This is a genomic window from Streptomyces sp. Pv4-95 (genome assembly GCF_045782725.1).
Lineage (GTDB): Bacteria > Actinomycetota > Actinomycetes > Streptomycetales > Streptomycetaceae > Streptomyces.
In genome coordinates, this window is record NZ_CP127172.1 from 6278441 (window position 1) to 6302624 (window position 24184).

The following is a 24184-nucleotide window of genomic DNA, read 5'->3' on the forward strand; positions in this document are numbered from 1 at the left end:
GCGCTGGGGAGTGCGATACCGCGTGACGCACGCGGTGGGCAACGCGGAGGGGATGGCACGCATGGCAGCCACGTTCGGGCGACGACTCCGAAGGGGAGCGGCCTCGACGGCCGTGGCGGCGTTGGCGCTGGCCGCCCTGACCGCTTCCCAGGCCCCCGGTGCCGCGGACAGCACGGCCGGCAACGAACGGGACAAGGCGCCGCCTGCCGACACCCCCATCGACGGCGGCTCGACGTACTACACCGACCTGCCGCCCCTCAACAGTCCCGTGACGCCCGGTGGTTCGAAGGGCAGGGGCAACGGCCCCGTCGTCACTGGGCCCGCCGCGGCCGGGATTCCCGCCACCGTCCTGGCCGCGTACAAGAAGGCCGCCTCGCAGATCGAGGCGTCCGACCCGGGGTGCCGGCTGCCCTGGCAACTGCTGGCGGCCATCGGCAAGGTGGAGTCCGGTCAGGCACGCGGTGGGGCGGTCGATGCCGAGGGCACCACCCTCAAGCCGATTCTCGGCCCGCAGCTCAACGGCAACGGCTTCGCCCGGATCACCGACACCGACAACGGACGGTACGACGGCGACCTCACCCACGACCGCGCCGTCGGACCGATGCAGTTCATCCCCTCCACATGGTCCAAGGGCGGCCCCGGCGGCACCGGTTGGGGTGCCGACGGCAACGGTGACGGCAAGAAGGACCCCAACAACATCTTCGACGCGTCCCTCGCCGCCGGCCGCTACCTCTGCGCCGGCGGCCGCGATCTGACGGTGCAGGGCGACCTGGACCGGGCGATCCTGGGCTACAACAATTCCGAGGACTACCTGCGGACGGTGCTGTCCTGGTACGCGTACTACCGCAAGGGCACGCACGAGGTGCCGGACGGCAAGGGCGTGCTGCCCGCGCAGCGCGACGGCTCGGGGAGCGGAGCCGGCCGCGGCGACGGCGCGTCGCACCCGGGCAAGGGCGGTTCGACGGCCGCCGACAAGCCCGGCAGCGGCAAGCCGACCGGCCCCGGTGGCCAGGGCGACTCCCACGGCTCACCTGACGGCAACGGCACACCCACCCCCACTCCGACGCCCACTCCCACGCCGCCGTCCACCCCCCGCCCCACGCCGCCGGCCGAGCCCGCGCCGCTGACGGCCCTCGAACGGGTCGGCGACAAGGACCTGTCGGCCACCGCGGGCACCGAGTTCGACGCGTCGCCCCAGGTGCGGGCCGAGGACGCGAAGGGCAAGCCGGTGGCGAACGCCCCCGTCCGCTTCACCATCGTCGGCCGCACGGACGCCCGCTTCCCGGACGACGCGACCGGCGTGACCGTCACCACCGGCAAGGACGGTCTGGCCGCCGCTCCCACCCTGCGCGCGGGTGCCGCGGCAGGAAGCTTCACGATCCGCGCGACGGCGGTCGGCCGCGGCGTGCCGGCCGTCGACTTCGGCATGCGCGTCAAGGCCGAACCGGCGCCGCGCGCCGACGCCCTGGCCCGCACCTCCGACAAGGAGCTGACGGCGACGGCCGGCGGCGCCTTCGGGGACGACGCCGTCGAGGTCAAGGCGACGTACCAGGGCAAGATCGCGGCGGGTGTCCCGGTCACCGCGACCATGGTCACCGACGACCCCGACAAGCCCGTAGAGAACGACAAGGGGCCCTACTTCAAGGACCCCGAGGCCACCGGCGAGGACGCGGACAAGCCGGTGCGCACCCTCACCACCCTCACCACGGATGCCAGGGGCCTGCTGAAGCTCCCGAAGATCTACGCCGATGACCGGTCCGGGACGTTCCTGCTGCGGCTGACCACTGCCGACGGCGCCGTACTGACCGTGGAGCTCCACGTCACGGCACCGACCGGCGGGTAACCACCCGCCTGTACTGCCCCGTTGGGCCCTCGGCCCGGCACGCCGGCCACGCCGTCCACCGCCGCTCCGCCCATGACCGGGCAGGGCGGCGGTGCGACGTGTTCTCATCTGCGCCGCCCGTTGCTACGGTGCCCCGACCTGACGCTGCATCAGCTCATCGGGAGGCGGCCATGCGTGCCCTGACAGCAGCCGCGGTCGGACTGGCCGCTGCCCTCGCCCTCGTCCTCACCATCACGTCGATCGGCGCGCCCAGTGGCCAGACCTCACCCAAGCCGCTGCTGACCACCGTCCCCAGCCACCCCTGAGGGAGGGACGCCACGCCATGCGCCGCCTCGTGCCCACCCGGAACACACCCCCTGGACCGCCGGCCGCCGCCGGTCGCCGCCGAGAAGCCAAGGGCATGCGGCGGAAGGCCGGCCTGGTGCTGCTCGCCTTCGCCGTCTTCTTCACGGCCCTGGCGCCCCTGATGCGGTGGTACGCCTTCCCCCGGCTCGCCAAGATCCCGCCCAGCCAGTATCAGGACATGGTCCTGGAGGCGAAGCCCGCCACACTGATCAACTACGGCACGATGAAGGCCGAGCGGGTACCGAAGGTCACCATCGTGCAGACCCTCAAGGGCAACGTCGCCGAGTCCGAGCGCATCGAGAAGACCGCGGGCCGCGACGTCGTCGTCTGGGACACGCTCTCCTATGTGGCCGGACCCGACGGCGCCATGGTCTCCGAGATCCCCGAGCGCTACATCTTCGACGCGCACTCCCAGGAACCCGTACACGCCACCGGCGAGATGGTCGACGGCGACCGGGTCCGCCGGGAAGGCATCGAGTACAAGTGGCCCTTCCTCACCGAGAAGCGCGACTACACCTACTTCGACGCCCAGACACGCACCTCCGCGCCCATCCACTACAAGGGAACACGCACCTTCCGCGGCCTGGAGGTCTACTACTTCGAGCAGACCATTCCCTGGACCGAGGTCGCCCTCCCCAAGAAGATGCCGGTCAAGGGCATCACCCCGGAATCCGTCGAGAAGATGGGCACCACGCGCTGGTACACCACCAAGCGGATGTTCTGGGTGGACCCCGTCACCGGTGCGCCCGTCAACGGCGAGGAAATACACAAAGAGGAACTGCGCGGGGGCGACCTGCTGCCCGGCGGCGGCAAAGTCACCGCGTTCGCCGGCCACGTGAAGATGCGCGAGGACTACGTCGACTCCACCGTCGCCCTCGTGACCTCCCAGCGCACCCTCGTCCTGCTGCTCACCAGCTACCTCCCCTGGGGCTTCCTGGTCCTCGGCGCGGCGCTGCTCGCCCTGAGCCTGCACCTCGAAGCACGCGGCCGCCGCCCGGGCCGGGGCTCCGGCAGCGACGACCGGACCGTGGACACCGGACCGGACCCGAACCCCACGCCACGGCCGACGCCCGCGAGGTGACCGCACAGGGGCGCCACGCCAGGAGCCCGCCCCGCGGAGCCGTCACGGGATTGTCGGTGGCGGCCCGTAACGTGAACACATGACGTTAGCGAACTGCCCGGTCACCGACGAAGTGGTGGACCAGCTCCTGGAGTTGAGCCACTTCGCCGCCGACGCCGACACACCCGACGACGAAGCCTTCGACGCCTTCCTCAGCAGCCGCGGATGGCGCTACTCCGCGTTCGACGACTCCTACGAAACCGCCGCAGGCCAGGTCGTCTGGTCCGGCCACTACGAAGGCACCCCGGGCCCGTCCGGCCAGACGGCCTGGGCCACCTTCAGCGTCTACGACCCCGAGTACGACGGCGTGCCCGACGCCGACCACCTCGCCGCGGTCTGGGGCCGCGCCCGCGGCTGGACCCTCCACACCGACCGGGGCCGCGGCCAACTCGACGCCGACTGGCAGGCCGCGGCAGCCCTCCTCACCGCACGCTTCGGCCGCCCCTGCGCCGTGTCCGGCTGCTCCGATCCGGCCGGCTGCAGCCCCCGTTCGGAGCGCCACTACGCCCTCTGGCGCGGCGCCGACCGCCTGCTCTGCCTCGCCCAGGACCCCGACCCGTTCTGCTACGCCCACTTCCTGCGCAATGTGCTCGTGGTCGTTCCGGCCGCCACGAACAGCCCCGTGCCGGGCCCGGACACACTCACCGACTGGTACGCGCACAAGCTGCTGGGAGAAGGAGAAGGAGAAGGAGGACGCGAAGGTGAGGGAGCAGGTGTGGGTGACGGGGCGGGAAAGGCAACGCTGAAGGGAGCCTGAGGTCGCCTCCCGCACCGAGGTACGCCCCGGCCCGCCCACCACGGGTAGGCCGCGCGCTCAGCGCCGCTTGAGCCGCGCCGTCGTGTGCCGTGTCGGCTCGGCCGTCGAAGGGTCCTCCGGCCAGGGATGCTTGGGATAGCGCCCGCGCAACTCCGCCCGCACGGACCGGTATCCGCCGCTCCAGAAGGACGCCAGATCGGCGGTGACGGCCACCGGACGGCCCGCGGGGGAGAGCAGGTGCACCAGCACCGCCACCCTGCCGTCCGCCACCCTCGGCGACTCCTGCCGGCCGAACAGCTCCTGGAGCTTGACGGCCAGCACCGGCTGCTCGCTGCCGTAGTCCACCCGCACCCGCGAACCACTCGGCACCTCGATACGTTCCGGCGCGAGCTCGTCGAACCGTGCCGCGTCCCCCGTCGACCACGGCAGCAGCCGGGCCAGCGCCTGGCCCGCGTCGACCCGCTCCAGATCGGCACGCCGTCGCGCCCGCCCCAGTTCCACCCCCAGCCACTCCTCGACGTGCTCCAGCAGCGCCGCGTCCGACACATCGGGCCACGGCGCACCCAACTCCCGATGCAGGAACGCCATCCGCTGCCGCAACGACGCCGCGCCCGCCGACCAGCGCAGCAGACCGGGCCCTTCCTGCCGCAGGCCCGCCACCACCGCTTCCCGCAGCAAGGCGGGATCGGGCGCGGTCAGCGGCCGGGAGACCAGCTCGATGGCCCCCAGCCGGGTCATCCTCCTGGCCACCACGTCCCCGCCCGACCAGCGGACCTCCTCACCCGAGGAGTACAGCGCCCGCGCCGCGGCACAGGCCGTCTCCTCGTCGATCACCGCCGCCAGCCGCACCCGCGCCGACGCCGCTGCGACCGGCCGGTCCGCCACCGCCACCGCCAGCCACTCCGCGTCCCGCAGACTCGACCCGTCGCCGGCCCGCGCCCCCGGCCCCGCACCGGCCAGCTCGGCGCCCGTCCCGGACGCCATCAGATAGCTGCCCACGCCCCGCGCCCGCGCCACCCGCTCGGGGAACGCCAGCGCCGCGACAAGCCCTGCCACCGCGTCGTCACCCCGGTCCGCGCCACCGCCGCTTCCCCGGCCGACCCCTTCCGAGCCGACGGCCTGGCCGTTCCGTGCCCGACCGGCCGCACTCCCGGCCACCGACGCGGACGCCGCCCCGCTGCCGCCCGCTTCGCCCCCGGCGCCCCCGCCGCGCCCCGAGCCGGTCCCGCCGACCGCCGACGCCAGCCGCCGCGCCTCCTGCCGCCACCGCGCGGCATAGCCGTCGCCGCCCCGCCGGGCCGTGCGCCAGGCGGCCGCCAGATCGTCCCCGTACGCCCGCGGCGGTTCCTCGCTCAGCAGCGCCACCACCTCCGCGGCCCGCCGTACGCCGACCTCCTGCGCGCCGTCCAACAGCGCACGCGCCAGCCGCGGATGCAGGCCGAGCCGCGCCATCCGCCCGCCACGCTCCGTGGCACGGCCGTCGGCATCCACCGCGCCGATCGCCGAAAGCACCTCCCGGGCGGCGGCCAGCGCACCGGCCGGCGGCGCGTCCAGGAGGGCGAGCCCGGCGGCCTCGGGGTCGCCCCAGCAGGCCGCCTGCAACGCGAAAGCCGTCAGATCCGCGACCTTGATCTCCGGGTCGGGGAAGCGCGGCAGCCGCCCGTCCTCTCCCTCCGACCAGCAGCGGTAGACCACCCCGGGAGCCTCACGCCCGGCCCGTCCGGCCCGCTGCCGGGCAGCCGCCTGCGACGCACGAACCGTCGTGAGCGCGCTGAGACCGCGCGCGTGATCCGTCCGCGGAACCCGTGCCAGCCCGCTGTCCACGACCACGCGTACGCCCGGAACGGTCAGGCTGGACTCCGCCACCGATGTCGCCAGCACCACCCGCCGGACGCCGTCCCCGCCGCTCAGCACCGCGTCCTGCACCTCGGCCGGCGCCCGCCCGTGCACCTGCAGCACGTCGGCGTCCACCCCTGCCAACTGCCCGGCGACCCGCCCGATCTCCCCGACACCGGGGAGGAAACACAGCACATCCCCCGACTGCTCCCGCAGCGCCCGCCGCACGACCCCCGCGACATGCGTCAGCAGCGCCGGGTCGACCCGCATCCCGTGCGCCGGACGCACCGGCCGATCGGTGGGCGCCCACACCGCTGTCACGGGGTGCGACACACCTGCCGCCTCGACCACCGGTGCGGCCCCCGCGTCACCGCCCAGCAGCCGCGCCCACCCCTCCGCGTCCGTCGTCGCCGACGCCGCCACCAGCCGCAGCTCCGGGCGCAGCGTCTCGCGGACATCCAGCAGGAACGCGGCGGACGTATCGGCGTCGAGATGCCGCTCGTGGCACTCGTCGAGCATCACCACGTCGATCCCGGCCAGCTCCGGATCGCGCTGCAACCGCTGGAGCAGCACACCGGTCGTCACCACTTCCACCGCGGTACGCGGCCCCGCACGGCGCTCCCCGCGCACCGTGAAGCCGACCCGCTCACCGACCTTCTCGCCCAGCAGCCAGGCCATCCGGCGAGCCGCCGCGCGGGCCGCGATCCGCCGGGGCTCGGCGACGAGTACCCGGCGCGCCGGACCCTCGCCGGTCAGTCCCGCCAGCTCCAGGGGCACCAAGGTCGTCTTGCCGGTGCCGGGCGGCGCGCAGAGCACCGCGGTGCCGGGGCCGTCGAGAGCTTCGCGCAGCGCGGGCAGTGCGGTACGCACCGGGAGCTGGGCAAGGGCGTCGCCGGCCGCGCCACCGGCCGGAGGTGGGGGGAGGATCATGACCCCAGTCTGCCGCCCCAGTGGTGCCCGCCGTCCACGTGATCCGCCCGGAGCCGCGACGCCCGTCACCGGGCGGGCCGGCCCAGGGGAGCGGACCTATGAACCGGTGGGCGTCCGGGAGTCGGCCACGCACACGAAGATCGCCGTCCCCGGGATGAGGTGCCCGCGCAGCGGCGACCAGCCGCCCCACTCCTGGGTGTTCCAGTCCGGCCATTCCGGTTCGACGAGGTCCTCCAGCCGGAACCCGGCGGTGACCACGTCCCTGACCCGGTCGCCGAGCGTGCGGTGGTGTTCCACATAGACCGCCCGGCCGGTGTCGTCCTGCTCGACGTACGGCACCCGGTCGAAGTAGGAGGCGGCCACCGACAGGCCCTCGGGACCCGGCTCGTCGGGAAAGGCCCAGCGGATGGGGTGGGTGACGGAGAAGACGAACCGGCCACCGGGCCGCAGCACCCGGCGCACCTCCCGCAGCACCCGCACCGGATCGGCGACGAACGGGATCGCGCCATACGCGGAACAGGCCAGGTCGAAGGAGCCGTCCCGGAACGGCAGCGCCCCGGCATCCGCCTCGACCAGCTCGACGTCCCCTTCTTCAGGAGTACCGTCGGCGATCCGCAGCGCGTGCTGGAGCTGTCGGTGCGAGAGGTCGAGCGCGACGGGGCGGGCACCCTGGGCCGCCAGCCAGCGGGAGCACTGTGCCGCCCCGGCCCCGATCTCCAGGACCCGCTGCCCCTTCAGCTCCGCCGCCGGCCCCAGCAGGCCGGCCTCCGCCTCGTCCAGTCCCTCGGGTCCCCAGACGAAGCGGTCGTCCCCGAGGAACCCCCCGTGCTCGCTCTGGTACTCGTCGGCGTTGCGGTCCCACCAGCCGCGGTTGGCCCGGCTGCTCTCGGTGTCGGAGGCGTGACGTCGGGTCGCCTCCGGCTCGTGCTCTTGGTTCATCGCGCCCGTCGTCGTAGTCTTCGCTCTGCTTGTAGCAGCAGGGACTGTGAGGCCGTACGACCTCGCGGAACATCGCGTGTGCCGGTTATGGGGCGATTGTCCCGGGTGTGCGCCTTCGCGCATTGACCGTGTCCGGCTGCCCCCGTATGCTACAAGTTGCGCTGCGGGCTTGCGCGCCTCAGACGGAGCAGGCCGCGCTCGTATCTGTATGTATGTCCCCTCGGTTTTCGAGGCGTTTCGGGTTGCTCCGGTTATTCGCGGGGCTCCGGAGGGTGCGCCTCTGACGCTGTCCGGTCCCGTGCAGAGGCGATAACGGCTCTCGGCGTAGCAGTACCTACGACTTCAATGTCCGCACCGGAGCCTTTACCCACATGACGAGCAGCACCGAGACCACCGCCACCACCCCGCAGGTTGCGGTCAACGACATCGGTAACGAGGAAGCCTTCCTCGCCGCGATCGACGAGACGATCAAGTACTTCAACGACGGCGACATCGTCGACGGCGTCATCGTGAAGGTCGACCGGGACGAGGTCCTGCTCGACATCGGTTACAAGACCGAAGGCGTCATCCCCAGCCGCGAGCTTTCGATCAAGCACGACGTCGACCCCAATGAGGTCGTCGCCGTCGGTGACGAGATCGAGGCCCTGGTTCTCCAGAAGGAGGACAAGGAAGGCCGCCTCATCCTGTCCAAGAAGCGCGCTCAGTACGAGCGTGCCTGGGGCACGATCGAGAAGATCAAGGAAGAGGACGGGATCGTCACCGGTACCGTCATCGAGGTCGTCAAGGGTGGTCTCATCCTCGACATCGGCCTCCGTGGCTTCCTCCCGGCCTCCCTGGTCGAGATGCGCCGCGTCCGCGACCTCCAGCCCTACGTGGGCAAGGAGCTCGAGGCCAAGATCATCGAGCTGGACAAGAACCGCAACAACGTGGTCCTGTCCCGCCGTGCCTGGCTGGAGCAGACCCAGAGCGAGGTCCGCCAGACCTTCCTCACCACCCTCCAGAAGGGTCAGGTGCGCTCCGGCGTCGTCTCCTCCATCGTCAACTTCGGTGCCTTCGTGGACCTGGGTGGCGTGGACGGCCTGGTGCACGTCTCCGAGCTGTCCTGGAAGCACATCGACCACCCCTCCGAGGTCGTCGAGGTCGGCCAGGAGGTCACGGTCGAGGTCCTGGACGTCGACATGGACCGCGAGCGCGTGTCCCTGTCGCTCAAGGCGACCCAGGAAGACCCGTGGCAGCAGTTCGCCCGGACCCACCAGATCGGTCAGGTCGTCCCGGGTAAGGTCACCAAGCTCGTTCCGTTCGGTGCGTTCGTGCGCGTCGACGAGGGCATCGAGGGCCTGGTCCACATCTCCGAGCTGGCCGAGCGCCACGTCGAGATCCCGGAGCAGGTCGTCCAGGTCAACGACGAGATCTTCGTCAAGGTCATCGACATCGACCTCGAGCGCCGTCGCATCAGCCTCTCGCTGAAGCAGGCCAACGAGTCCTTCGGTGCCGACCCGTCGGCGGTCGAGTTCGACCCGACCCTGTACGGCATGGCCGCGTCCTACGACGACCAGGGCAACTACATCTACCCCGAGGGCTTCGACCCCGAGACCAACGACTGGCTCGAGGGCTACGAGACCCAGCGCGAGGCGTGGGAGAACCAGTACGCCGAGGCGCAGCAGCGCTTCGAGCAGCACCAGGCTCAGGTCATCAAGTCCCGCGAGGCCGACGAGCAGGCCGCGGCCGAGGGTGCTGCGGCACCGGCGGCCCCGGGCGCCGGCAGCACCGGTGGTGGCGGCAACGCCTCCGGCGGCGGCTCCTACTCCTCGGAGTCGGCGGACAACTCCGGCGCCCTGGCGTCGGACGAGGCCCTGGCCGCGCTCCGCGAGAAGCTGGCCGGCGGCCAGAGCTGAACGCTCACCGCTAGGCACTAGCCGATAGCGAAAGGCCCGTTCCCCTCCGGGGGAGCGGGCCTTTTGCGCGTCCACCACCTCTGCGTACCTCGTTCCCGCCCCTTCGCCGCCCGTCCGGTCAGCCCACCGGGACGCCGGGGTTGGCCACGCCGCGGCCGCCGGTGACGCTGTTGTCGCCCGCGATCGTGACCGGGCAGTCGGACGCGTCGTAGTTGGTGACGTTGAACCCGTAGCGCCCCGGACCGGAGGCGCCGCTCAGGTCGGATGTGTTGCCGCGGAAGACCGTCCCGCAGCCCCAGCCCGCCTGCTGGCTGTGGGTCTCGTACCCGTTGTTGGTCGTGTGGCGGCCCTTGTTGTTCTCGACAAGGACACCGTTGCCCTTCACGTCGACCCATGAGTCGTCGTAATTGGCCCCGGTCAACCCGCTGCCGTCGAAGGTGTTGCCGCTGATCTTCGCGCCCGTCGTGCCTTCTTTGATGTCGACGTTCTCGCCGCCCACGCCCGGCCCGATGGTGTTGCCGAGGATCTGGATGTTGTCGCTCTTGTCGCCGGTGCCGCCGGCGCTGCCCACATAGACGCCTTCGCCCATGCCGCTGCCGTCCTTGCCGGTGTCGCGGATCGTGGAGTTCTTGATGACGCCGTTCTTGCTGGACTTGCGGAAGTGCACGCCCTCCATGTCCAGGTCGTGGACGGAGACGGAGTCAAGGACCACCCCGTCCGTGGCGTCCACCATGATTCCCTTCTGGCCGCCGGTGACGGTGATGCCCTTGACCGTCCAGTAGGAGGCGCCGTTCAGGTGCAGTCCGTAGCCGCCGCCGGCGGTGAGGACGGCCTTCGAGGAGCCGGAGAGGGTGATGCGGGAGCCGGAGCTGCCGGCGGTGGAGGTCTTGAAGTTGCCGCTGTAGGTGCCGTCGGCAAGCTCGATGGTGTCGCCGCTCCGGGCGGCCGCGAGGGCGTCCTTGAGCTGGGCCGCTGTGGACACCTGGATCACCCTGGCGGGGCGCGGGGCGGTCGCGCCGACCGCCGTGGAGGCGACGCCGAGGGCGCTGCCCGCTGCCAGCATCGCGATGCCCGAGACCGCCAGGAGCGGGCTGGTCCGGACATGACGTCGCGTGCGAGTCCGTAAGGGACGCAGAGGCCAACTGCTCATCCAGCTCCAGGCAGGCATGCGCATGCAACTCCTTCTCCATATATGAACGTTGGGTGTGATGGTGAATGGCTTGAGCGCTCGTGAAGCTAAGGGGTGGCGGTTGCGCCGTCAAGATGTCGAGCGGGCGCTGAAGTTGAGCTGGCAGGTGGTCGATCGCTGCGGCCTATCCGTTCGTCATTCTGTAACTCCCCTATGAGTCAGGGGTGTTCGAGTCAGGGGTGTTCATGGGCGTGAATCCCGAGGGGGTGGGCGCGAGGGGGGGTGGGTTCCTCCTGGGTTCCTCCTCCAGCTTCCTGTGCGGGGAGCGTGGGCCCACGCCTTGGTCGGGCTGCTGGGTTGGCATGCGCGCGGCACCGGGTGGCGGGATTCCATCCGCCGGTCGGGGCACACGATGCCCATGCGGGGGAGGTGAGTGGGGCGGGGGCGAGGCGGACGGGCGGCAGAGGTCGAGGTGGCGGTCGAGGTGGAGGCGAGTGGAATAGCGCCGGGGCTTCAAAGGGCCTGTTCGGGAATGCGACACCGCTGTCGGACGTTGTCGCCCACGGACATGAGGAGGAGCGGTCACTGTGTTGGATCCCCAGAGGTTGTACGAATGGGAGCCGAGCGGGCTCGCGGCGGTCGAGGCGATCGCGGCGAGGGACTCCGCAGGATTGGTGCTGCTGTACCACTTCGACGGGTACATCGACGCCGGCGAGACCGGCGACCAGATCGTGGAGCGGCTGCTCGACGGGCTGCCCCACCGCGTCGTCGCCCGCTTCGACCACGACCGCCTGATCGACTACCGGGCCCGCCGCCCGCTGCTCACCTTCGAGAACAACCGTTGGACCGCCTACGAGACGCCCAGCATCGAGCTGCGCCTGGTCGAGGACGCGACGGGCGCTCCCTTCCTGTTGCTCTCCGGCCCCGAGCCGGATGTGGAGTGGGAACGCTTCTCGGCCGCCGTGCGGCAGATGGTGGAGCGCCTGGGCGTACGACTTGCGGTGAACTTCCACGGCATCCCCATGGGCGTTCCGCACACCCGCCCCGTGGGCATCACCCCGCACGGCAACCGCACCGACCTGATGCCGGGGCACGCCACCTTCTTCAACGAGGCACAGGTCCCCGGTAGCGCGGAGGCGCTGATCGAGTTCCGGCTTGCCGAGGCGGGGCACGACGTTCTCGGTGTGGCGGCCCATGTACCCCACTACATCGCCAGGTCCGCCTACCCGGATGCCGCGCTCACCGTCCTGGAGGCCGTGACGGCCGCGACTGGTCTGGTGCTGCCGAGCGCCGCCCACTCGCTGCGCACCGAAGCTCTTCGCACCCAGGAGGAGATCGAACGGCAGATCTCGGAGGGCGACGAGGAGCTGGTCGCGCTGGTGAGCGGACTGGAGCATCAGTACGACGCGGTGGCCGGAGCCGAGAGTCGCGGAAACCTGGTCGCCGAGCCGGTCGAGTTGCCTTCGGCGGACGAGATCGGCAGGGAATTCGAGCGCTTCCTGGCCGACCGGGAGAGCGACGGCGGAACCGGCGCCTGACCAGGGGGCGCGGCGGGTGCCGGAGGGCGGGCGCGGGCGGAGGCCGCCCTCGCCCGGGCGTCGCTCGAACTGCCGTGTGTGAACCGTCGTATCTGAACTGCGGTATCTGAACTGCCGTATCGGAACCGCGGTCCCTTCGGGCTGCCGATTCCAGGAGCGTATAGCGTGGGCCCATGGTGAAGGTGGGGCTGACCGGCGGAATCGGCGCGGGAAAGAGCGAGGTCTCGCGATTGCTGGCGTCGTACGGCGCGGTGATCGTGGACGCGGACAGGATCGCCCGGGAGGTCGTCGAGCCGGGCACGCCCGGACTGGCGGCGGTGGCGGAGGAGTTCGGCGACGGTGTCCTCACCCCGGAGGGCACCTTGGACCGGCCGAAACTGGGCGGGATCGTCTTCGCCGATCCGGAGAAGCTGAAGGCCCTCAACGCGATCGTGCATCCGCTGGTGGGCTCCCGGTCGGCGGAACTCGAGGCGGCAGCGGGGTCGGAGGCCGTGGTGGTTCACGACGTTCCGCTGCTGACGGAGAACGGCTTGGCGCCGCTCTACGACCTGGTAGTCGTGGTCGACGCCGCACCGGAGACCCAGCTGGACCGGCTGGTCCGGCTGCGCGGCATGTCGGAGGACGAGGCCAAGTCCCGCATGGCGGCTCAGGCGACCCGCGAGCAGCGACTGGCCGTCGCGGATCATGTCATCGACAACGATGGACCCCTGGAAGCCCTGGAGCCGCAGGTCCGCGCGGTGTGGGAGCGCCTGCAGAGCGCTTGAGGCCGGGCTGTAGCCTCGCCGCCATGAGTGCTTCCGATGCCACGCAGACGACCGCTGCCGAGACCGCTACTGATCTTGGCACCCACGCCCAGGACGACGGAGCCCGCCCCGGTGCAGGGGCCGGCACCGCCGCCTCCTCCGTCTCGCCCGAGGCCGCTCCCGCGTCGTTCGTCGTCAACATTCCCGGCTTCGCGGACGCCGATCTGGAGCCGGAACCGCTGGACCCCGAACAGATCGTCCGCGGGGAGCCGCTGGTGACGGGCAAGGTGCTGTGGGAGTCGCCGGACGGCCGTCAGATCCGGGGCATCTGGCAGATAACGCCGGGTGTCGTGACGGACACGGAGGCCAACGAGCTCTTCGTCGTCGTCAGCGGACGCGCCACCATCGAGGTCGAGGGCGGGTCTGTGCTGAACGTGGGACCAGGTGACGCCTGCGTCCTGCGCGAGGGCGACCGTACGCAGTGGACCGTGCACGAGACGTTGCGCAAGGCGTATCACATCAGCCTCTAGCCGGGCCCCGATGCCGAGTGCGTCTGCGAGGGGAAGGCGGGGGTGGCGGGGCACTGGGGGCGTGGCCTGGCGGAGGCCCGCTGGTGACGGCCGCCGGCGACGATCGATGAAGTCGGCGCCCACGACGGTCAAGCCGGCGCGGACGCGGTGAATGGGGGAGCGGGGGGGGAGAGCAGCGGGAGACGGCGAACGGGGAATGTGGCGGGGGACGGGCTTGTTCTTGCGCACGTAGCTCTGGGGCCGGCAGGTCATGCCTGCCCTGAGCGCCATCGGAGAGGAGGCGGCCGTGCCCGAGCACAGCCCTGAGACCCATGTCATCGACTTCCGCGCCGCGGAGCAGCTGTTGGCGGCCCGCGACCCTCGCGGAGCGATTCGGCTGCTGGATTCGGTCATTGCCGCACACCCCGAGAACACCGCCGCTCGCCTGCTGCGTGCACGTGCCTTCTTTCTCGCCGCACAACTGCGGCCCGCAGAGCTCGAATTCCAGATCGTGCTGGAGCGCGAGCCGGACAACGCGTTCGCGCACTTCGCGTTGGGCCGGACCTTGGAGCGTGCCAACAGGTCGGAGGAGTCGTTGCGGCACTTCCGCCTGGCAGCGGCCCTGGAACCGCGCCCCGAGTTCATCGAAGCGGCCCGCTTCGCCCACGACGGCGCCAACGGCTATGGCGACGACAACGGGCATGGCGGCGACGACGGGCAAGCCCGCGACGACAACGGTCACAACGGACCGGGCCAAGGCCCCAGGTAGGGCCAGGGGCAACAGGCCGTTGCGCGCGGCCTACTTGGGTAGAGGCGCGGCTGTTCGCTCAGGCGGCCAGGCGGCCACGCGGCCAGTGCGCGGCATTGAGGGGCTCCTTCGGTCTGGGCTGTGATCTGGGTCGGTAGGCCCATTTGTTGAGTCGGTCGGGGAACGACTCAAGGGGCAGGCGCTAGGTGCCCGTACCAGTGCCGAATGTTGGGCTGGTGTGCGGCGCCTCCCGAAGGCAACCTCCGGCAGTGGCGCGCGAGCGACGGGGGCTTCCCTGAGCCCGGGGCCTCGGGGCCCCGGGGCCGGTCCTCCGGTCCACGCCGTTGCCACGCCAGGCGAGTACGAGGGCCTGCTGCCTGCCGCCTCGATCCTTACGGCCTGCGGTTCCCTCCCCTGCCGCGGGTGTTCCGTCTGCCGAAGACGCCGTTCGTGCCTCGGTCCGCCTCGTAGGGGGGTATCTCCCGGCCCGGCTGGAAGTGCGGGCCCTGGCGGATGTGCCGTATCACCATGACCAGATCCGTCGCGGCCACCGCCGCCAGTGCGGCACACGCCGCTGCCCATTCCGGCCGCTCGGCCGCGGCGAATGCCACTGCCCCCGCGAGGGCCCACAGCAGGCCCCACAACGCCAGTCCGCAGCGTATTCTCAGCGGGCTGCGTGCCTGTACCGGCTCATTTCCTGTACGCATCGGCACCCATCTCCCTATTCCAGGATCCTGCACATCGACGGCTCCGTCACCACTCCCCGTGACGAATTTCGGTAGCCGTTCATGCGGCCCCTTCCCGCGCTCCCGCTGCTGTCCGGGCGGGGTGCGGATGCGCCGGTGTGGACACCGTGGAGGCTTGGTGGTGGGCCTCTGAGCTGCTGTCTCTCGGCTCTCGGCCACTGCTCAGCCCTGGCGGGCTCTGGCTTGTGGGGCGTGGGTCACCCGCGGGGTGCGAGTGGATCCATGAGACGCCGCCGAGGTCGAGCCGTGCGCGGGCCCGTGTCACCGCGACGTACGCCAGGCGCGCCTCGTCGGCGTCGATGGGCCCCGGTACCGGGGCGCCGTCTTCGTCGGTCTCGGCCAGATCGTCAGGGGCGGTGAAGTCATCCGCGATACGCACGGTCGACCACTCCCGGCCCTTCGCGCGATGAGCTGTGGATACGGTGACCTCGGCTGATGCCTCGGGTGTGAGGCGGTCCAGCGCGTGCAGCACGGCCTGTGTGCCGTGCTCGTCGACGAGTTCCACCAGTGGCAGCAGATCCCGCCCGGCGGGGTCGAACTCCGCGTACTCCCGTAACTCTCCCCAGGACTCGAAGAGCATCAGCTCCGGGTGCGCCGTACGTCGTCCCGCTTCGAGGTCGTGAGCGGCACCGGCCAGTGCTCCCAGCGCCTCGCCGCCACCCGCCAGCGCAACCCGGCGGCCCGCCGCCAGCTGCCGTATCACCTCCGCCATCGCCCCGACATTGGAGCGGCAAAGGATCGCTGCCGGATCGCGGAGCCGGCTCACCTCGGTCTTGAGCCAGGGGGAGCCCGTGAGCCGGATCGGTGCGTCGACGATGGCGAGCCAGCGGTTAGCCTCCTCCGCCAACGCCGGGCCGAAGCGGAAGGAGCGGGAGAGGGCGAGCCGGGTGCCGTCGAATCCCGTCATGACATCCCGCGCTCCACGCCAGCCGTAGATCGCTTGCGCGGAGTCTCCTACCAGTACCAGCTGCGCGTGGGCCCGCTGGGCGGTGAAGACCTGATCGACGACGGGGTTGGTGTCCTGCGCTTCGTCCAGGAGGAGGAAGTCCCCGGGAATCACGGGCTCTTGCAGGGCCCACATCTTGAGGTAGTGATCGTGCTCGAAGCGGACGACGCCGTGCTCAGGATGCTGGAGATCGGCCCAAGCCCTGCGGGCGAAGGGCAGGACGAGGTCGGCGAGTTGGTCGTGCAAGGGCTTCTGTTCGGCTCCCCGGAGAGGCGGCACGTGGTGGGGAGCGATTTCCTTGTCCGCCGACTGGCAGAACCGGGTGACCGTGCGCAGGGCGCTGTAGGAGAGCGCCTTGTTGGTGACCCTCCGCGCCCCGAGGCGGACGGACAGGCCGTCGTCGATGCCCAGAGCCGCGCCTGTCCGCCACCCCGCAAGCCGTGGGGAGTTCATTCGGCCCCGATATCGCCTCCCGACGGCGGTGTAGGCGAGGGCATGGGCCGTTCCGCAGGACACCCCGGCGGGAAACGTACGGCCGGCATGGCGCGCGATGGCTCGGTTGAAGGCGATGTAGCGACCGGTCCGGCCTCGGCGCCGCGCCGCGTGAGCGAGCATCGCGAGGGTCGTTGTCTTGCCCGTGCCGGCGCCCGCCTGAATGACGAGGTGCGAGCCGGCATCGAAGGCGTCGGTGGCGGCGGCCTGTTCCTGGGTCGGCATACGCATGGTGACTCCTCACGGTGAAACGGTTACTGAGAGTCGCTTCGTCACTCACTGTAGCCGTTTCCGTGATGGGGGTGAAGTGCGTTTTGCGGGCTGTGGACAACTCGTCCGCAGCGGCTCCGGGGAACGCTTTTGGTGCAGGTCAGAGGCATTGTGGCGAGGAGGCTCGACGCGTCGGCAGGTGGCGTTGTCAGTGCTGTCTGATTCCATCGGTCTCAACGCACGATGCGGCGACGGACCGTAACCGGTCGAAGACCTGACAGGGGGAGTGGATCGTATGGGTTTCGCTTCGGCAGGGGGCATCTGCCGGCACGACGGCGACGGCGGCCTTAACAACGCGCCGCATTCCTGCACTCGCCCACTCGTCACTCGTCCACTGGTCACTTATCCACTCGCGACCCACACGCTTGTCACGACGATGGGCCGGCGGACCGGTGCCGCCGCGGCGGCAGGAGAGGGAGGTCGGCGCGGCAACGGATCGATGCGCTGGTCGACGGTTCGCCGTCGGGCCGTGCTGTCTGGGCGGGCACGATCGTCCGGCGTGCTGCAGGAGGGCGCGACGCGGGAGGGGCAGTGCGCACGACCGTAGACTCGCAGGTTGGGGCAGTAGACGTGGGCCAAGACGTGGGCCAGTCGCGACGAGCCCGGCAGGTGCCGCTAGCGGTGCGACGGACCCGGGACCCCGAAGATCAAGCACGAGAGGGCGGTATGGCAAGGCAGTGGGAGGCGGCAGCGGAAGCGTCCCGGTCGGCGGGTGCCTCGCTGACGGCCGCGCACGCAGCCCCAGCCGCCCGTGCCGGAGCAGGCGAAGCTCTGGTCGGATGCGCCGCGGTCTTCCTGCCCGCCGCATCACCGCGGGCCGGGCAGGTCGCGTTCTGGCAGCCGGACGGCGGCCCGCTTCCGACGGGTGGGACGGGCCGAGAACACGGCCCGGCACAGGCCGCGGATACAGCGCCGGAGCCGGCCGCTGAACCGGCGCGGCTGACCGTCGCCCGGCGTCATGGAAACGGCGCCCGCGCCCGCACCGTCCCCGCCGTGCTCCTCCCGGTGGCCGAGGCCGTCCCGCTGCTAATCCGCGCCCGGCGCGACCCGGCCGCTCATCCGGCCGCCGCCTGCTGGGGCGCGGCCGCACTGCACGCCCTGCACCTGGCGGGCCGGGGCAGACTGCTTCCGGGGCTGACCATCGAGGACGGCGATGCGTGGCGGGCCGGGCCGTTGGACCCCGACGACATAGCGCACCTCCGGACCATTGCTGCCGCCATGCCTGCCGAGGCCCATGCCGTTCCGCTCCCCGGCAGCCGTCCGCTGCAGTTGCCGGACCCGGTAGGGCTGGTGCGGCTCTTCGTGGACGCGGTGGTCGACACCCTGCCGCGTACCCCTGCCGCCGGCTTCGTGGCCGGTGCCCCGTACGCGGTGAACGCTCCGCAGCGCCTGCCCGCTGCCCGTGAGTGGGCCGCGGAGGTGGCGGCCGGCGTCGATGCCGGGGTGCGGCTCTCCCTGCGACTGGATCTGGCACCGCACAAGCTCTTCGACACCGAGCATGACGCGGACGGCGACGGCCGGAACGGTGGCGAAGGAGCCGCCGATCCGGGTGATGCGGACAGCGCTGCGCACCAAGGGCCCGACCGCGGCTCGGTCGAAGCGCGGGGCGCGGCAGCCGCCGTTCTTCAGGTGCACAGCCTTACCGACCCGACCCTGGTGGCCGATGCCCGCAGTCTGTGGGAGGGCGAGGGCCCCGACCACTTCGGCCCGCGCTCCCGCGTCGACACGCTTCTCGCGCTGCGCCGCGCGGTCAGGGTCTGGTCCCCGCTCGGTCGCCTCCTGGAGCGGCCGATCCCCGACGTACTGCCCCTCAGCGAGAACGAGTTGTACGAGCTGCTGGGGGAGGCCGCACCACGGCTCGCCGCCGCCGGAGTGGCCGTCCACTGGCCCAAGGAGCTGGCCCGCGGGCTCACCGCCGCGGCCGTGCTGCGCCCGGCGCCCGGTTCCGCCGCCGACGGCTTCGGGTTCTTCGACACCAACGAACTGCTGCAATTCCGCTGGCAGGTGGCGATGGACGGCGCGCCGCTGACCGAGGCGGAAATGGACGCCCTGGCCGAAGCGCACCGCCCCGTCGTACGGCTGCGCGACCAGTGGGTCCTGGTCGACCCGGCGCTGGTACGCAAAGCCCGCAAGCGGGAACTGGGCTATCTCGACCCCGTCGACGCCCTCGCGGCGACCCTCAACGGCACCACGGACGTCGACGGCGAAGAGGTCGAAGTGGTGCCGCTGGGAGCCCTCGCCGCGCTGCGCTCCCGACTCACCACCGAAGCGCGCCCCCTGCCCCAGCCGGCCGGGCTCCGGGCGACCCTCCGCGACTACCAACTGCGCGGTATGGCCTGGCTCGACACGATGATCTCGATCGGCCTGGGGGGCTGCCTCGCCGACGACATGGGCCTCGGCAAGACCATCACCGTCATCGCGCTGCACCGCCACCGGCGGCCCGCCGCGCCCGTCCTCGTCGTCTGTCCCGCGTCCCTCCTGGGCAATTGGCAGCGCGAGATCGAACGCTTCGCCCCCGGCACCCCCGTACACCGCTTCCACGGCGCAGGCCGCAGCCTCGACGACGTCCGGGGCGGCTTCGTGCTGACGACATACGGAACCATGCGCAGCAGCGCGCCCCAACTCGCGGCCCATACCTGGGCGTGGGTCGTCGCCGACGAGGCGCAGCACGTGAAGAACCCGCGCTCGTCCACTGCCCGGGCGCTGCGCGACATCAAGGCGCCGGCCCGGATCGCCCTGACCGGGACCCCCGTGGAGAACAACCTCTCCGAGCTGTGGGCACTGCTCGACTGGACGACCCCGGGGCTCCTCGGATCCCTCAAGACCTTCCGCGCGCTGCATGCGCGGGAGGTCGAGGGCGGTGGTGACCCGGAGGCGACCGAACGACTGGCCAAGCTGGTACGCCCGTTCATCCTGCGCCGCAAGAAGTCCGACCCCGGGATCGCGCCGGAACTCCCGCCGAAGACCGAGACGGACCACCCGGTGGCCCTCGGTCGGGAGCAGGCCGCGCTGTATCAAGCGGTGGTCCGCGAGACCCTCGCCAGGATCGAGGCCGCCCAGGGCATCGCACGCCGCGGCCTGGTGATGAAGCTGCTCACCGCCCTCAAGCAGATCTGCAACCACCCCGCGCAGTACCTCAAGGAGGCCGCCCCGGGCCTGGCCGCCCGCTCCGGGAAGCTGGAACTCCTCGACGAGCTGCTCGACACCATCCTCGCCGAGGGCGGCGCCACCTTGATCTTCACCCAGTACGTCGGGATGGCACGGCTCCTCGAACGACACCTCACCGCCCGAGGCGTCGCACATCAACTCCTGCACGGCGGCACTCCCGTCGCCGAGCGGGAGAGGATGGTCGACCGGTTCCAGTCGGGAGAGGCCCCGGTCTTCCTGTTGTCGCTCAAGGCGGCAGGGACGGGCCTCAATCTCACCCGCGCAGGACACGTGATCCACTACGACCGCTGGTGGAATCCGGCCGTGGAGGAGCAAGCCACCGACCGCGCCTACCGCATCGGCCAGACCCAGCCCGTCCAGGTGCACCGGCTGATCGCCGAGGGCACGGTCGAGGACAACATCGCCCAGCTCCTGACCGCCAAGAGGGCACTTGCCGACGCGGTGCTCTCCGGCGGTGAGACCGCGCTCACCGAACTGTCCGATGCCGAGCTGGCCGACCTCGTCTCCCTGAGGAGGACCGCATGAGCCCCCGCTCCGCCTCCGGCGGCCACCGGCCCTACGGCGATCGCCCGCGTGGCGTGCCCGAAGGCCGTCCCGGCGCGTCTGACGCCGCGGCGGGCCCCGGACTTCGCGGGCGGCCCGCCACCTCGGGCCGCGCGGCCGCGGCGGACCGGCTGGCGCGCGCGGACCGCTCGCGTACGTTCCCGCCGCTGCCCGACCGCACGGGCGCCCGCGGGCTGTTCGCCGAATCCTGGTGGGGGAGCGCCTGGTTGGACGCGCTGGAGACGACCGCGCTCGACAGCGCCCGGCTCGCGCGGGGCCGGACGTACGCCCGGGACGGCCATGTCGACACCATCAACGTCACGCCCGGCCGCATCGTCGCCACGGTACGCGGCAGCAGACCGCGCCCCTACAGCGCCGACATCCGCCTCCGGACGCTCTCCGACGAGGAGTGGGACGTCCTTCTCGACGCCGTCGTCGCGGAACCCGCTCAGCTCACCGCCCTGCTGGCCAAGAAACTGCCCAGTGAGCTGGCCCAGGGGGAGGTGCGGCTCCTCCCGGGGCCGGGCGATCTCGTTCCCCGCTGCACGTGTCCCGACAACGGGCGCCCCTGCAAACACGCTGCCGCACTCTGCTTCCAGGTGGCCCGCCTGCTGGATGCGGATCCGTTCGTCCTCCTGCTGATGCGGGGCCGTGGCGAGCGTGAACTCCTCGACGAACTCTCCCGCCGCAACGCCACCCACACCGCCCGCGAGACCCGTGCACACACCCTCGCGCGCACAACGCCGCCCGCGAGTGATCGGCGAGGTATGGGAGCGGCCCCGGAAGGATCCGCTGCCGGGCCCGTCGCTGTTGCCGGTCCCGACGCCGTTGTCGGTCCGGGCGAAAACGCCGGGGGCCCCACCGGGGACGGGCCCACGCCGGCGGGCACGACCGGCGGTGTCCTCGCGCGGGAGGCCCTGGCCGGCCGTCCGCGACCAAAGCTCCCACCGCCCATGCCCGCGCCGCCGCGGCCGGGACAACCGCTCGCCCTCCCGGATGGCGACGGACTGCCCTTCGACCCCGCCGCGATCGAATTCCTGGCCGCCGACGCCGCGGCCCGTGCTCACGCCTGCGTCGTCGCCGCCGGCGCGCCTACCGCCCCGGGAGCGCCGCCCTCCCCGTGCACCCCCTATTCGGTGCTGCCCGCCTGGGAGGACGCCATTCGACTGGCGGCCACCGCTCATCCCACCGCCGGCCTGACCTCCGCGACCCGGGCGCTCTACCGCGACCTGGCGTCGGCGACCGGCCGGAGCGCCTCGGACGTGGCCCGTGCCGTCGCGGCATGGCGGCAGGGCGGACCCGAAGGACTCGCCCTCCTCGAAGCCCCCTGGGAGCCGCCCGCAGGCGACTTCGACCGGGCCCGCAGCGCTCTCCTGGCCGCGGACCTGCCCTCGCTGCGGCCGCGCCACAACCACCTCACCGACCCCGACCGCGGCATCCAGCTCCGGTTCGGCCACGACAACCGCTGGTATCCGTACGAATCCGAGCCCGGTACCGAGGACTGGTGGCCCACGGGGCCGGCGGACCCCGACCCCGTGGGCGCCCTCAGCGCCCTGCTCGCGCGATGACTAACCTCAGGGCCGTGGAAGGTCTCGACACACTCACCCGGTCCCTCGCCCAGCGCACCCCGGAGCAGCTGGCCGCGCTCCTCGGCCGCCACGCCGAGCCGCTCGCCCGCCGGCCCGCCCCCACCGAACTCCGTGGTCTGGCAGCCGCGTTGTGGTCGTACGAAACCCTCCACCACCTCGTCCTCCACCTCGACCACCCGCGCCTCCAGGTGCTCGCCACCACGGCGCGCCTCAGCCAGGAACGCGCCGGGCGCGATGCTCCCGCTCCCGCCGCGCCCGCCCCGGGTGCCGACTACCAGTCCTTGATGGCCCACCGGCTTTCCTTCCCTCAACTGGCCACCGCGCCCGTAACGCCCGAGGAGGTCTACGCCGCGCTCGGCGCAACCGCGCCCGGCCCTGTGCGCACCGCCGCCGAGACCGCGCTGCGGGCGATGTACGACGACGGACTGGCCGCCGCCACCGAGGACGGCGCCGTCGTCGTCCCGCCTCGGACCCCCCAGCTGCTCGCCGCCCACGACCTCGGTTCTTTTGCCGCGCAGGCACCGCAGCCCGCCCTCGTACACCTCGACGAGGCCACCGCCCACCGTGGGAGCGTGGCTGTCACCGCCACCGCGCTGGAGGACGAATCCCGGTCCGCCGCCGCGACGCTCGCCGCCACCGTCGAGCGTCTCCTCGCCTCGCTGGCGACGCAGCCCGCCGCGCTGCGGAAGTCCGGGGGCCTGGCCATCCGGGAGATCAAGCGCCTGGCAAAGGCCGCCGGCGCTGGCGAACCTCACACCCGGCTCCTCCTCGATCTCGTCCTCGCCGCCGACCTGATCGCCCTGACTCGCACCCCCGCAGGCATCACCGCGCTCCCCACCAGCGCCTACGACGACTGGCTCACCCGACCGCCGGGGGAGCGCCTGGCCCCTGTCCTGGCCGCCTGGGCCGCCTTGTGGGCCGTTCCCACCCACACTCCCTTCGGCGAGACCCCGACCGCACTCGTACGCGGACAGGACCGATACGCCCCCGCTCTGCGGCACGCCCTGCTGGCCGCGCTGGCCGAGGTTCCCCCAGGGGCCGGAGCGCCGCCCCCTACGCCCGTGGAACGCGAACAGCACGACGGGGAAGGGCGAGGCCAGTTGAGTGCCCTCCTGCGCGTGGCGTCATGGCACCGGCCCCTGGCGCTCATCGATCAGCCGATGGCCGAGGACCGCGCCGCCCACACACTGGACGAAGCGGCCTTCCTGGGACTGGCCGCGCACGGCACCCTCACACCCTTGGGCCGGGCGCTTCTGGCCGACCCACGGGCTTTGGACGAGCCGCTCCGCGACCTGCTTCCGCCGCTGCTCGACCGGGCGCACTTTCAGGCCGACCTGACCGCCGTCGTCCCCGGCCGCCCCGCCGCCGGTCTCGCCGCGCTGCTCGCCTCCTCGGCCGACCGCGAGTCCGAGGGCCACGCCGTGACTTGGCGCTTCACACCCGCCTCGGTACGCGGCGCGTTGGACACCGGCCGCACCGCCGCCGCGCTGCTCGACGACCTGACGGCCGCGTCGGCGACCGGCGCCCTGCCGCAGCCGCTCAGCTACCTCATCCAGGACACCGCTCGCGCCCACGGCCGGATGCGGGTCCTGCCCGCTGCCTGCTGCATCCGCTCCGACGACGAAGCGCTGGTGCGTGAACTCGCCGCCCACCGTGCCCTACAGGGCCTGGGGCTCCGGGCCGTAGCACCGACCGTCCTGGTCAGTGGCCGTCCGCCGGCCACCACGCTGGAGGCGCTCCGCGAGGCGGGTTACGCGCCCACCCTGGAATCCGACACGGGCATCACCGCCGTCGAGCGACTCCCCGAGCACCGCGCCACGGCGACAACTTCCGCGCCCGACCCGGGCGCCCCACTTGCCCTTGCCCATCGTCTCCTGGGGCGTTCACCGGAACTCCGGGAGACCGCGTCACCCAATGGGCACTGATCGCTTGCCGAATCAGCTGCGCGACGGAACCCCCTCGCCCCGGACGCCGGGGCGAGGGGAACGAGCTGTCGCGAGCCCCCTACCCCCGTAAGGGGGCTCGCGGTCTTGAGGAGTGACCTGCCGGGTGTTGGTCGCCGGCAGGTGCACCGAACTTGTGGGGCGGGGACCGCCGA

At 72.0% G+C, this 24184-nt stretch carries 17 protein-coding genes; 12 read left to right on the top strand and 5 right to left on the bottom strand.

The window, feature by feature from the left end; genetic code table 11:
* The first annotated feature begins 61 nt into the window (after positions 1-61).
* From QOM21_RS27460 to QOM21_RS27475, 4 genes are all read left to right on the top strand, one after another.
* Positions 62-1843, top strand: coding sequence for a lytic transglycosylase (locus QOM21_RS27460; protein WP_407553680.1), 1782 nt, complete (start codon positions 62-64; stop codon positions 1841-1843).
* Positions 1844-2013: 170 nt separating this feature from the next.
* A complete protein-coding gene (locus QOM21_RS27465) occupies positions 2014-2148 on the top strand; it encodes an SPW_0924 family protein (protein ID WP_407553681.1) in 135 nt (44 codons plus the stop codon).
* Between the two features lie 95 nt (positions 2149-2243).
* Positions 2244-3269, top strand: a complete 1026-nt coding sequence (locus tag QOM21_RS27470; protein ID WP_407553682.1) for a DUF3068 domain-containing protein — start codon at positions 2244-2246, stop codon at positions 3267-3269.
* Positions 3270-3348: 79 nt separating this feature from the next.
* On the top strand, positions 3349-4065 hold the full coding sequence (locus QOM21_RS27475) for a hypothetical protein (RefSeq protein ID WP_407553683.1): 717 nt from the start codon (positions 3349-3351) through the stop codon (positions 4063-4065).
* A gap of 57 nt (positions 4066-4122) precedes the next feature.
* On the opposite strand, the gene QOM21_RS27480 is transcribed toward QOM21_RS27475, so the two are convergent.
* Entirely contained in the window at positions 4123-6831 is a 2709-nt protein-coding gene (locus tag QOM21_RS27480) for an ATP-dependent RNA helicase (RefSeq protein WP_407553684.1), read from the bottom strand.
* Positions 6832-6927: 96 nt separating this feature from the next.
* A complete protein-coding gene (locus QOM21_RS27485) occupies positions 6928-7770 on the bottom strand; it encodes a class I SAM-dependent methyltransferase (RefSeq protein WP_407553685.1) in 843 nt (280 codons plus the stop codon).
* 371 nt (positions 7771-8141) lie between these two features.
* On the opposite strand from QOM21_RS27485, the gene rpsA reads away from it, so the two are divergent.
* Positions 8142-9665: a 30S ribosomal protein S1 gene (rpsA, locus tag QOM21_RS27490; protein ID WP_393895994.1), complete on the top strand. Its 1524-nt coding sequence runs from the start codon at positions 8142-8144 to the stop codon at positions 9663-9665.
* A gap of 118 nt (positions 9666-9783) precedes the next feature.
* Here rpsA and QOM21_RS27495 read toward each other — a convergent pair whose 3' ends face one another.
* Positions 9784-10728 carry a right-handed parallel beta-helix repeat-containing protein gene (locus QOM21_RS27495; RefSeq protein WP_407555855.1) on the bottom strand — a complete coding sequence of 315 codons (945 nt, stop codon included), beginning with the start codon at positions 10726-10728 and terminating at the stop codon, positions 9784-9786.
* A 653-nt stretch (positions 10729-11381) separates the two neighbouring features.
* On the opposite strand from QOM21_RS27495, the gene QOM21_RS27500 reads away from it, so the two are divergent.
* From QOM21_RS27500 to QOM21_RS27515, 4 genes are all read left to right on the top strand, one after another.
* Positions 11382-12332 (top strand): PAC2 family protein, encoded by a 951-nt coding sequence (locus QOM21_RS27500; protein ID WP_407553686.1) that lies wholly within the window; start codon positions 11382-11384, stop codon positions 12330-12332.
* 173 nt (positions 12333-12505) lie between these two features.
* On the top strand, positions 12506-13096 hold the full coding sequence (coaE, locus tag QOM21_RS27505) for a dephospho-CoA kinase (protein ID WP_407553687.1): 591 nt from the start codon (positions 12506-12508) through the stop codon (positions 13094-13096).
* 179 nt (positions 13097-13275) lie between these two features.
* Positions 13276-13605, top strand: coding sequence for a cupin domain-containing protein (locus QOM21_RS27510; RefSeq protein ID WP_407555857.1), 330 nt, complete (start codon positions 13276-13278; stop codon positions 13603-13605).
* 286 nt (positions 13606-13891) lie between these two features.
* Positions 13892-14353, top strand: coding sequence for a tetratricopeptide repeat protein (locus tag QOM21_RS27515; protein ID WP_407553688.1), 462 nt, complete (start codon positions 13892-13894; stop codon positions 14351-14353).
* A gap of 371 nt (positions 14354-14724) precedes the next feature.
* Here the strand turns inward: QOM21_RS27515 and QOM21_RS27520 are convergent, their stop codons facing one another.
* Both QOM21_RS27520 and QOM21_RS27525 read right to left on the bottom strand, forming a co-directional pair.
* Positions 14725-15039 carry a DUF6343 family protein gene (locus tag QOM21_RS27520; protein ID WP_407553689.1) on the bottom strand — a complete coding sequence of 105 codons (315 nt, stop codon included), beginning with the start codon at positions 15037-15039 and terminating at the stop codon, positions 14725-14727.
* Positions 15040-15118: 79 nt separating this feature from the next.
* Positions 15119-16747 carry a UvrD-helicase domain-containing protein gene (locus QOM21_RS27525; RefSeq protein WP_407553690.1) on the bottom strand — a complete coding sequence of 543 codons (1629 nt, stop codon included), beginning with the start codon at positions 16745-16747 and terminating at the stop codon, positions 15119-15121.
* Between the two features lie 705 nt (positions 16748-17452).
* Here QOM21_RS27525 and QOM21_RS27530 point away from each other — a divergent pair.
* From QOM21_RS27530 to QOM21_RS27540, 3 genes are read left to right on the top strand one after another with little or no spacing between them, the layout of a single operon-like run.
* Positions 17453-20479 (top strand): DEAD/DEAH box helicase, encoded by a 3027-nt coding sequence (locus QOM21_RS27530; RefSeq protein WP_407553691.1) that lies wholly within the window; start codon positions 17453-17455, stop codon positions 20477-20479.
* Complete coding sequence (locus QOM21_RS27535; protein WP_407553692.1) at positions 20476-22065, top strand: SWIM zinc finger family protein; 1590 nt, start codon at positions 20476-20478, stop codon at positions 22063-22065. The genes QOM21_RS27530 and QOM21_RS27535 overlap by 4 nt, the downstream gene beginning before the upstream one ends.
* Entirely contained in the window at positions 22062-24011 is a 1950-nt protein-coding gene (locus QOM21_RS27540) for a helicase-associated domain-containing protein (protein WP_407553693.1), read from the top strand. The genes QOM21_RS27535 and QOM21_RS27540 overlap by 4 nt, the downstream gene beginning before the upstream one ends.
* Positions 24012-24184: the final 173 nt, after the last annotated feature.